The sequence below is a fragment of the Streptomyces prasinopilosus genome (genome assembly GCF_001419695.1).
Taxonomy (GTDB): domain Bacteria; phylum Actinomycetota; class Actinomycetes; order Streptomycetales; family Streptomycetaceae; genus Streptomyces; species Streptomyces prasinopilosus.
Genome location: NZ_LIRG01000330.1, coordinates 1 through 7,767, shown reverse-complemented (window position 1 = coordinate 7,767; position 7,767 = coordinate 1). Strand labels below are relative to the sequence as shown.

8 protein-coding genes are annotated in these 7,767 nt (G+C 71.7%); 5 read left to right on the top strand and 3 right to left on the bottom strand.

Annotated features, from left to right (window positions below; translation table 11 throughout):
- Positions 1 to 1,008 (bottom strand): NsdA family TPR-like regulatory protein (locus tag AOK18_RS14800; RefSeq protein ID WP_055694657.1); only part of this gene is annotated, 1,008 nt, incomplete at its 3' end.
- A gap of 369 nt (positions 1,009 to 1,377) precedes the next feature.
- Here AOK18_RS14800 and lipB point away from each other — a divergent pair.
- The 4 genes from lipB (at position 1,378) to AOK18_RS14780 (ending at position 4,570) form a co-directional block, all read left to right on the top strand.
- Positions 1,378 to 2,175, top strand: coding sequence for a lipoyl(octanoyl) transferase LipB (gene lipB / locus AOK18_RS14795; RefSeq protein WP_055694656.1), 798 nt, complete (start codon positions 1,378 to 1,380; stop codon positions 2,173 to 2,175).
- A gap of 139 nt (positions 2,176 to 2,314) precedes the next feature.
- A complete protein-coding gene (gene lipA, locus AOK18_RS14790; RefSeq protein ID WP_055574569.1) occupies positions 2,315 to 3,280 on the top strand; it encodes a lipoyl synthase in 966 nt (321 codons plus the stop codon).
- 270 nt (positions 3,281 to 3,550) lie between these two features.
- Positions 3,551 to 3,754, top strand: a complete 204-nt coding sequence (locus tag AOK18_RS14785; protein WP_055574568.1) for an SCO2195 family GlnR-regulated protein — start codon at positions 3,551 to 3,553, stop codon at positions 3,752 to 3,754.
- Positions 3,755 to 3,868: 114 nt separating this feature from the next.
- Entirely contained in the window at positions 3,869 to 4,570 is a 702-nt protein-coding gene (locus AOK18_RS14780; RefSeq protein WP_055574567.1) for a DUF4191 domain-containing protein, read from the top strand.
- Positions 4,571 to 4,684: 114 nt separating this feature from the next.
- Here AOK18_RS14780 and AOK18_RS14775 read toward each other — a convergent pair whose 3' ends face one another.
- Positions 4,685 to 5,152 carry an RDD family protein gene (locus tag AOK18_RS14775; protein ID WP_055694655.1) on the bottom strand — a complete coding sequence of 156 codons (468 nt, stop codon included), beginning with the start codon at positions 5,150 to 5,152 and terminating at the stop codon, positions 4,685 to 4,687.
- A 253-nt stretch (positions 5,153 to 5,405) separates the two neighbouring features.
- Here AOK18_RS14775 and glnA point away from each other — a divergent pair, with 253 nt between their 5' ends.
- Complete coding sequence (gene glnA, locus AOK18_RS14770) at positions 5,406 to 6,815, top strand: type I glutamate--ammonia ligase (protein WP_055573862.1); 1,410 nt, start codon at positions 5,406 to 5,408, stop codon at positions 6,813 to 6,815.
- 294 nt (positions 6,816 to 7,109) lie between these two features.
- On the opposite strand, the gene AOK18_RS14765 is transcribed toward glnA, so the two are convergent.
- Positions 7,110 to 7,544, bottom strand: a complete 435-nt coding sequence (locus AOK18_RS14765) for a hypothetical protein (RefSeq protein ID WP_055694654.1) — start codon at positions 7,542 to 7,544, stop codon at positions 7,110 to 7,112.
- Positions 7,545 to 7,767 lie beyond the last annotated feature (223 nt).

The following is a 7,767-nucleotide window of genomic DNA, read 5'->3' as shown; positions in this document are numbered from 1 at the left end:
CACGGCGTGCAGCAGGGCCTGCACCCGGGGCGGGGTGGAGCCGCCCGCCCCCTGCTGGGCCACCCGCGCCAGCTGTACGGCCTCCCGGCCGTGGCCGAGGTAGACGGCCTGCCGGCTCATGGTGACCAGGACGTACGCGCCGTAGGTCCGGTCCGCGGCGGCCTGGGAGAGGCGGAGCGCCTGGACGAAGTAGCGCTGGGCGAGCCCGTGCGCGCCGATGTCGTACGACGTCCAGCCGGCCAGCCGGGTCAGGTCGGCGACGGCGGCGAACAGGCGGCGGCCGGTCTGCTCGCCGTAGCTGCCGCGCAGCATCGGCTCGCACTCGTGCTCCAGGTAGCGCACCAGGGCCTGGCGGGCGTGGCCGCCGCCGTAGGCGTCGTCGAGGGTGCGGAACAGCTCGCCGACGGAGCGCAGGGCGGCGATGTCGCCGCCGGTGACCCGCTGGCCGGGGCCGCGTTCGGCGGCGTACCGGCGGCGGGCGGCGAATCCGGGCGGCCGTCCCGCCGGCCCGCCCGCGGAGCGGATCTGGGCGGGGACGCGGACCGCCGGCTCGGGGCGGGCCACCTTCTCGTCGGCGCGGCCGATGAGCCAGTCCCGGCTGGGCACGACGAGGCCCGCCGAGGTGAAGGCGATCTTGCGCAGCTCGGCGTGGCTGCCGGAGTCCTTGCGCCACAGCCCGCTGACGATGTCGACGGCCTCGTCGGGGGTGGCGGCGAACTCCAGGCCCGCGTAGACGGGGGCGCAGGCGTCCAGGCCGAGGTCCTGGGCGGTGAGCCTGCGGCCCAGGCGCCGGGTGAAGACCTCGGCGATGAGGGCGGGTGTGGTGCCCCTGGGCTGCTGTCCGCGCAGCCAGCGGGTGACGGAGGTCTTGTCGTATCTCAGGTCGAGCCCGTGTTCCAGGCCGAGCTGGTCCACGCGACGGGCGAGCCCCGCGTTGGAGAACCCCGCTTCTGCGATGAGCGCGGCGAGCTGGCGGTTGGGGGTGCGCTGCGCGGGTCGTTCCGACATCTGCGGTGCGGTCTCCTGCCTTCCGGCGAACGGGGCGGTGTCCGGATTGCCCGTGAGCAGCCCGTGAGCAGCTCTTATGCCTGCTGAACGGCGCGAATGTAGCGGAGGGTGAGCACCTGGTTGCAGTCTTTGACCTGCATTCATCCGATCGTGTGAGGATTGATGTCGTGGCTGACGGGGGACGGCGGCCGGGGACCGCGGACCGGCGGCCCTCCCGGGCGCCGCTACGGCGACCGGCCGTACGGTCGTACAGTGACGTGGGCACGTTTCACGCCTTACCGCGTGTCCGTGTCCCCGCCGGCCGCCCGTCCGGCCGCTCGTCCGTCCTACCGCCCTACTGCCTTACTACCGTCTGGGGAGGCACTTGCCGTGAGTGAGCTGCGGTTCGTCCGAATGGGTTTCGGGCCCGAGGCCGTCGACTACCGGGTGGCCTGGGACGAACAGCGCCGGGTGCACGCGGCGCGGTTCGCCGACGAGGTGCCCGACACCGTGATCCTGCTGGAGCACCCCCCGGTCTACACGGCCGGCCGGCGCACCCAGGACAGCGAGCGCCCCCTCGACGGGACCCCGGTCATCGACGTGGACCGCGGCGGCAAGATCACCTGGCACGGTCCCGGCCAGCTGGTGGGCTACCCGATCCAGAAGCTGCCCCGCCCGGTGGACGTGGTGGCGCACGTGCGGCGCCTGGAGGAGGCCCTGATCCGCACCTCCGCGGAGTTCGGCGTGACCGCCACCCGCATCGAGGGCCGCAGCGGGGTGTGGGTGCTGGGCGACCCGGTCGAACAGCGCCCGGCGCTCGGCGGACTCTCCCTGGACTTCGACCCCCGCCTGACCGACGAGGAGTTCGACCCGCGGCTGAACGGCCCCGAGTACGCGCCCTCCAACGCCGGCCAGCGCCGCGAGGACCGCAAGCTCGCCGCCATCGGCATCCGGGTGGCCAAGGGGGTCACCATGCACGGCTTCTCGTACAACGTGCAGCCGGACAACAAGTGGTTCGACCGGATCATCCCGTGCGGCATCCGCGACGCGGGCGTCACCTCCCTCGCGGCCGAGCTGGGCCGCGACATCACGGTCGACGAGGTGCTCCCGGTCGTCGAGCACCACCTGCGCGACATCCTGGAGCACGCCGACCTCAAGCCCCGGGAGATCGTCCGCGCGAGCGCCTGATCCGGCCCGGCTCCGGTCCGCCCCGCACGAGGGGCCCCGGGGGCGCGTCCCCGCGCCTCGGAGGTCGGCCTGACCGGCGGGCCGAACAAACACGGGCGTACCCTGGTGTACGCCGAAGAATCGAAGCTAGGGAGCCGATGTGTCCGCAGTCGCACCCGACGGACGCAAGATGCTGCGCCTGGAGGTCCGCAACAGCCAGACCCCCATCGAGCGCAAGCCCGAGTGGATCAAGACGCGGGCCAAGATGGGGCCCGAGTACACGAAGATGCAGAACCTCGTGAAGAGCGAGGGCCTGCACACGGTCTGCCAGGAAGCCGGCTGCCCGAACATCTACGAGTGCTGGGAGGACCGCGAGGCGACCTTCCTCATCGGCGGTGACCAGTGCACCCGGCGCTGCGACTTCTGCCAGATCGACACGGGCAGGCCCGAGGCCCTCGACCTCGACGAGCCGCGCCGCGTGGGCGAGTCCGTGGTCACCATGGACCTGAACTACGCCACCATCACCGGCGTCGCCCGCGACGACCTGGAGGACGGCGGCGCCTGGCTGTACGCCGAGACCGTGCGCCAGATCCACGCGCAGACCGCCGGCCGCGCGGACGGCCGCACCAAGGTCGAGCTGCTGGCCCCCGACTTCAACGCCGTTCCGGAGCAGCTGGCGGAGGTCTTCTCCTCCCGCCCCGAGGTCTTCGCGCACAACGTCGAGACGGTGCCCCGCATCTTCAAGCGGATCCGTCCCGGCTTCCGCTACGACCGCTCCCTGAAGGTCATCACCGAGGCCCGCGACTACGGCCTGGTCACCAAGTCGAACCTGATCCTCGGCATGGGCGAGACCCGCGAGGAGGTCGGCGAGGCGCTGAGGCAGCTGCACGACGCCGGCTGCGAGCTGGTCACCATCACGCAGTACCTGCGCCCGTCGGTGCGGCACCACCCCGTCGAGCGCTGGGTGAAGCCGCACGAGTTCGTGGAGCTGAAGGAGGAGGCCGAGCAGATCGGCTTCTCCGGCGTGATGTCCGGCCCGCTGGTCCGCTCCTCGTACCGCGCCGGGCGCCTCTACCGGATGGCGGTCGAGAAGCGCGGTACGTACGTCGCGGCGCAGGCCGTCTGACACGGCGCCCCCGCCCGTTCCGGCCTCCGGGCGAGGCATACGTGTGAACTCGCGCACAAGATACTACCGGCGAGTAATGGCCGGGACGACGCGGCCCCGGCCGTCCTCGCAGATGAGGGCGTACGCCGGGGCCGCGCCGTCCTCCACGGGGCCGGAACCTCGGCTTCACGTGCGTTTGACCGGCGGGTCACGCCCTGGTAACACCAATCAGTGACCCTGGTTTCACGCCCCGTACTCCCGCACCCGAAGACACTTCGAGGGGGATCCCCGATGCAGGCCGCGCCCGTCCGCGCCACCGCCATCCCGTCCTTCGGCACCGCCCTGCGCGCCGTCGAGTCGCTCCTGCTGAGCGGCGGCCAGCGCACCGCCCGCCGCAACGCCTGGACCTCCGTCCTGGAGGACCGCCGGCGCGCCAAGGACCGGGTCGAGGCGCAGCGCGTGCTCGACCAGTCCCCGACCGTCACGAGCCTCTGACCCCTCCCCCGTTCCCCGGCGGGGGTCCCGCGCCCGCTGTCCGCGCGTCCCCCGCCCGGTCCCTCACGGGCACTGCCGTCGTCCCCGGTCCCGGGGGCACGTAGACTTCGGGGCATGGCGAGGAAGGAAACCGCAGCGGACGCTGCGAACCCCGGGCGACTGAAGCAGATCGCCCTGACCTACAAGATGACCCGCAGGGCCGACAAAAAGATCGGTCTTGTACTCGCGGCTGTCGGAATCGTCACCTTCGGTGTCTTCCTCGCGATTGGTTTCTTGATCGGTCACCCCATCTATCTCGGCATCCTGGGCTTCCTGCTCGCCTTCCTCGCGACGGCGATCGTGTTCGGGCGCAGGGCCGAGCGAGCGGCCTTCGGGCAGATGGAGGGACAGCCGGGCGCCGCCGCGGCCGTACTGGACAACGTCGGCCGGGGCTGGACCACCACCCCCGCCGTGGCGATGAACCGCAACCAGGACGTGGTGCACCGCGCGGTCGGCAAGGCCGGCATCGTGCTGATCGCCGAGGGCAACCCGAACCGGGTGAAGAGCCTGCTCGCCGCCGAGAAGAAGCGGATGAACCGCATCGTCGCGGACGTCCCGGTGCACGACATGGTCGTGGGCAGGGGCGAGGGCCAGGTCGAGCTGAAGAAGCTGCGCACCACCATGCTCAAGCTGCCCCGCGTCCTGACGGGCCCGCAGGTCACCGCGACCAACGACCGGCTGCGCGCGCTGGGCGACCTGATGAGCAACATGCCGCTCCCCAAGGGCCCGATGCCCAAGGGCATGAAGCTCCCCAAGGGCGGCCCGAAGGCCCGCTGAGGCCCGTATACGACCACGAAGCCGTACGAGGANNTCCTCGTACGGCTTCGTGGTACCGGGTACCGGCTTCGTCCCGCCGTGCCGCCGCCCGGTACCGCCGTGCCGCCGGCTGCGTCAGATCCGCACCTCGACCGTGCGGGCGAGCCGGTCGTGCAGGCCGCGGCCGTCGCGGTCCCAGACCAGGGCGGGGAGGGCCAGGCAGAGCAGCGCCGAGCGGATCAGGGCGCGCACCGGCTGGACCCGGCCGCTCCCGAGGGCGACGACGCGCAGCCCGAAGAGGCGCTTGCCGGGAGTGAAGCCGACCGTGCCGACGGTCAGGACGCTCAGCGCGAAGAACAGCAGGAGGGCCCAGTTGCCGGTGCTCTGCCCGTAGCCGTCGGTGATGAGGCCGTATGCGATCAGGAGGCACAGCGCCCAGTCGACGGCCAGGGCGCCGATCCTGCGCCCCGGACGGGCGAGGGAGCCCGGTCCGTCCTCCGGCAGCCCCAGCTGCTCGCCCCGGTAGCCGAACTCGGCGCCGGCCTCTTCGAGGGCCGCGCGCGGCCCGGAGAGCCACGATCCGATTGCCTGCCTGTTGTCCACCCGACCACGGTACTGCGCCCGCGCACGGCGGGCGCGGGGTGGGGTGGGGCGGCGGGGAACCCGGGGGGCGGCGGTGCGGTGGCGGGAGGCGGCCGGGCTACCGTGGGAGATGGGCCGGTTAACTTGTGCGAAACAAATGGGTCACGCCCGAGAAATCACCCCTGCCTAGGGTCGAGCACAGCGTGGGTCACCCGCACTGGCCGCACGAACGATCTACCACCCCGGCGGGACGGTCGGGAGTAGGAGGAGCTGGATGTTCCAGAACGCCGACGAGGCCAAGAAGTTCATCGCGGACGAGGACGTCAAGTTCGTCGACGTCCGATTCTGCGACCTCCCGGGCGTGATGCAGCACTTCACGGTGCCTGCTGAGGCGTTCGACCCCGACGAGGAACTGGCCTTCGACGGATCCTCGATCCGCGGCTTCCAGGCCATCCACGAGTCCGACATGGCGCTGCGCGCGGACCTGACGACCTCCAGGGTCGACCCGTTCCGCCGCGACAAGACGCTGAACATCAACTTCTTCATCCACGACCCGATCACGGGCGAGCAGTACTCCCGCGACCCGCGCAACGTCGCCAAGAAGGCCGAGGCCTACCTCACCTCCACCGGCATCGCGGACACCGCCTTCTTCGGCCCCGAGGCCGAGTTCTACGTCTTCGACAGCGTGCGCTTCAACACCTCGGCGAACGAGTCCTTCTACCACATCGACTCCGAGGCGGGCGCCTGGAACACCGGTGCGGTGGAGGACAACCGCGGTTACAAGGTCCGTTACAAGGGCGGTTACTTCCCGGTCCCGCCGGTCGACCACTTCGCCGACCTGCGCGCCGAGATCTCCCTGGAGCTGGACCGGGCCGGCCTGAAGGTCGAGCGCCAGCACCACGAGGTGGGCACGGCCGGCCAGGCCGAGATCAACTACAAGTTCAACACCCTGCTCGCGGCCGCCGACGACCTGCAGCTCTTCAAGTACATCGTGAAGAACGTCGCCTGGCGCAACGGCAAGACCGCGACCTTCATGCCGAAGCCGATCTTCGGTGACAACGGCTCGGGCATGCACGTCCACCAGTCGCTGTGGACGGGCGGCTCCCCGCTGTTCTACGACGAGCAGGGCTACGCCGGCCTGTCGGACATGGCCCGCTACTACATCGGCGGCATCCTCCGGCACGCCCCGTCGCTGCTGGCCTTCACCAACCCGACGGTGAACTCGTACCACCGCCTGGTGCCGGGCTTCGAGGCGCCGGTGAACCTGGTGTACTCGCAGCGCAACCGCTCCGCCGCGATGCGCATCCCGATCACCGGCTCGAACCCGAAGGCCAAGCGCGTCGAGTTCCGCGCCCCGGACGCCTCCGGCAACCCGTACCTGGCGTTCTCGGCGCTGCTGCTCGCGGGCCTGGACGGCATCAAGAACAAGATCGAGCCGGCCGAGCCGATCGACAAGGACCTGTACGAGCTGGCTCCCGAGGAGCACGCCAACGTGGCGCAGGTCCCGACCTCGCTCGGCGCCGTCCTCGACCGCCTCGAGGCCGACCACGAGTTCCTCCTCCAGGGCGACGTCTTCACGCCGGACCTGATCGAGACGTGGATCGACCTCAAGCGCACCACCGAGATCGCCCCGCTGGCCCTGCGCCCGCACCCGCACGAGTTCGAGCTGTACTTCGACGTGTGACACCGCCCCGGGTCAGAGCGGGCAACCGCTCTCCCGGGCCGTCCTCGGGCCGTCGGCCGTGCCCTNNAGGGCACGGCCGACGGCCCGTTCCGGGCCCGGGGGGGGCGACGGCGGCCGCCGGTCCCGCCCGGGCCGTGCTCACCGCCGGAGGGGCACGAGCGCCGCAGCGAAGTCGGGCGGACGGCCGGTCGGCCCGAGCGGTCCCGGACCGCTGCCATGCGTCACGACGAGCGCGCACGCGTGTTCCACGGCGCGATCGTCCCGGCCCCGGCCGGACCGCGGTGTCCCGGACCGCTACCGCACGGAGCAGTAGAGCCGGGCGCCCTGGCCGGTGGCAGCGCGGGCCAGGGATGCCAGCTCGGCGAGGTGATCCACGGCCTCGTCCTCCCCGATGAACTCCCCGTCGGCCCGCCGCAGGCGCGACCACCTGCGGGCCACGTCGTCACGTCGCGGCGGGTCCTGCGTCGCGAGCAGGGCCTGGAGCCGCTCCGAGATCATGAAGACGTAGCAGCCGTCGTGCGTGATCCCGGTCAGCACCTGCGGCTCGCCGGCCCGCGCGAGTTCCTGCGGGCCGTCCCCGGTGAAGAGGCTCTCCCACTCGACCACGGCGTCCGCGGGATCGTAGACCCCCACGGGAACGGTCCTGAACGCCCGGTACGGGCTGAAGCCCTGGACCGCAGCCGCCGAGTCGCGATCAGGCGCGATGAAGAAGTCTGCCCAGTCGTCCACCCCCGCATCATGCCCGGCGCCCGGCGGGGTCCTGCCCCCGCGAGGCGGGGGTGGTCCGGCGGACCCCGCCGGGCGCCGGGCATGATGCGGGGGTGGACGACTGGGCAGACTTCTTCATCGCGCCTGATCGCGACTCGGCGGCTGCGGTCCAGGGCTTCAGCCCGTACCGGGCGTTCAGGACCGTTCCCGTGGGGGTCTACGATCCCGCGGACGCCGTGGTCGA

Coding starts and splice junctions, on each gene's coding strand:
- AOK18_RS14785 (WP_055574568.1), top strand. CDS start 3,551: ATGCAGGCCGCGCCCGTCCGCGCCACCGCCATCCCGTCCTTCGGCACC.
- AOK18_RS14780 (WP_055574567.1), top strand. CDS start 3,869: ATGGCGAGGAAGGAAACCGCAGCGGACGCTGCGAACCCCGGGCGACTG.
- glnA (WP_055573862.1), top strand. CDS start 5,406: ATGTTCCAGAACGCCGACGAGGCCAAGAAGTTCATCGCGGACGAGGAC.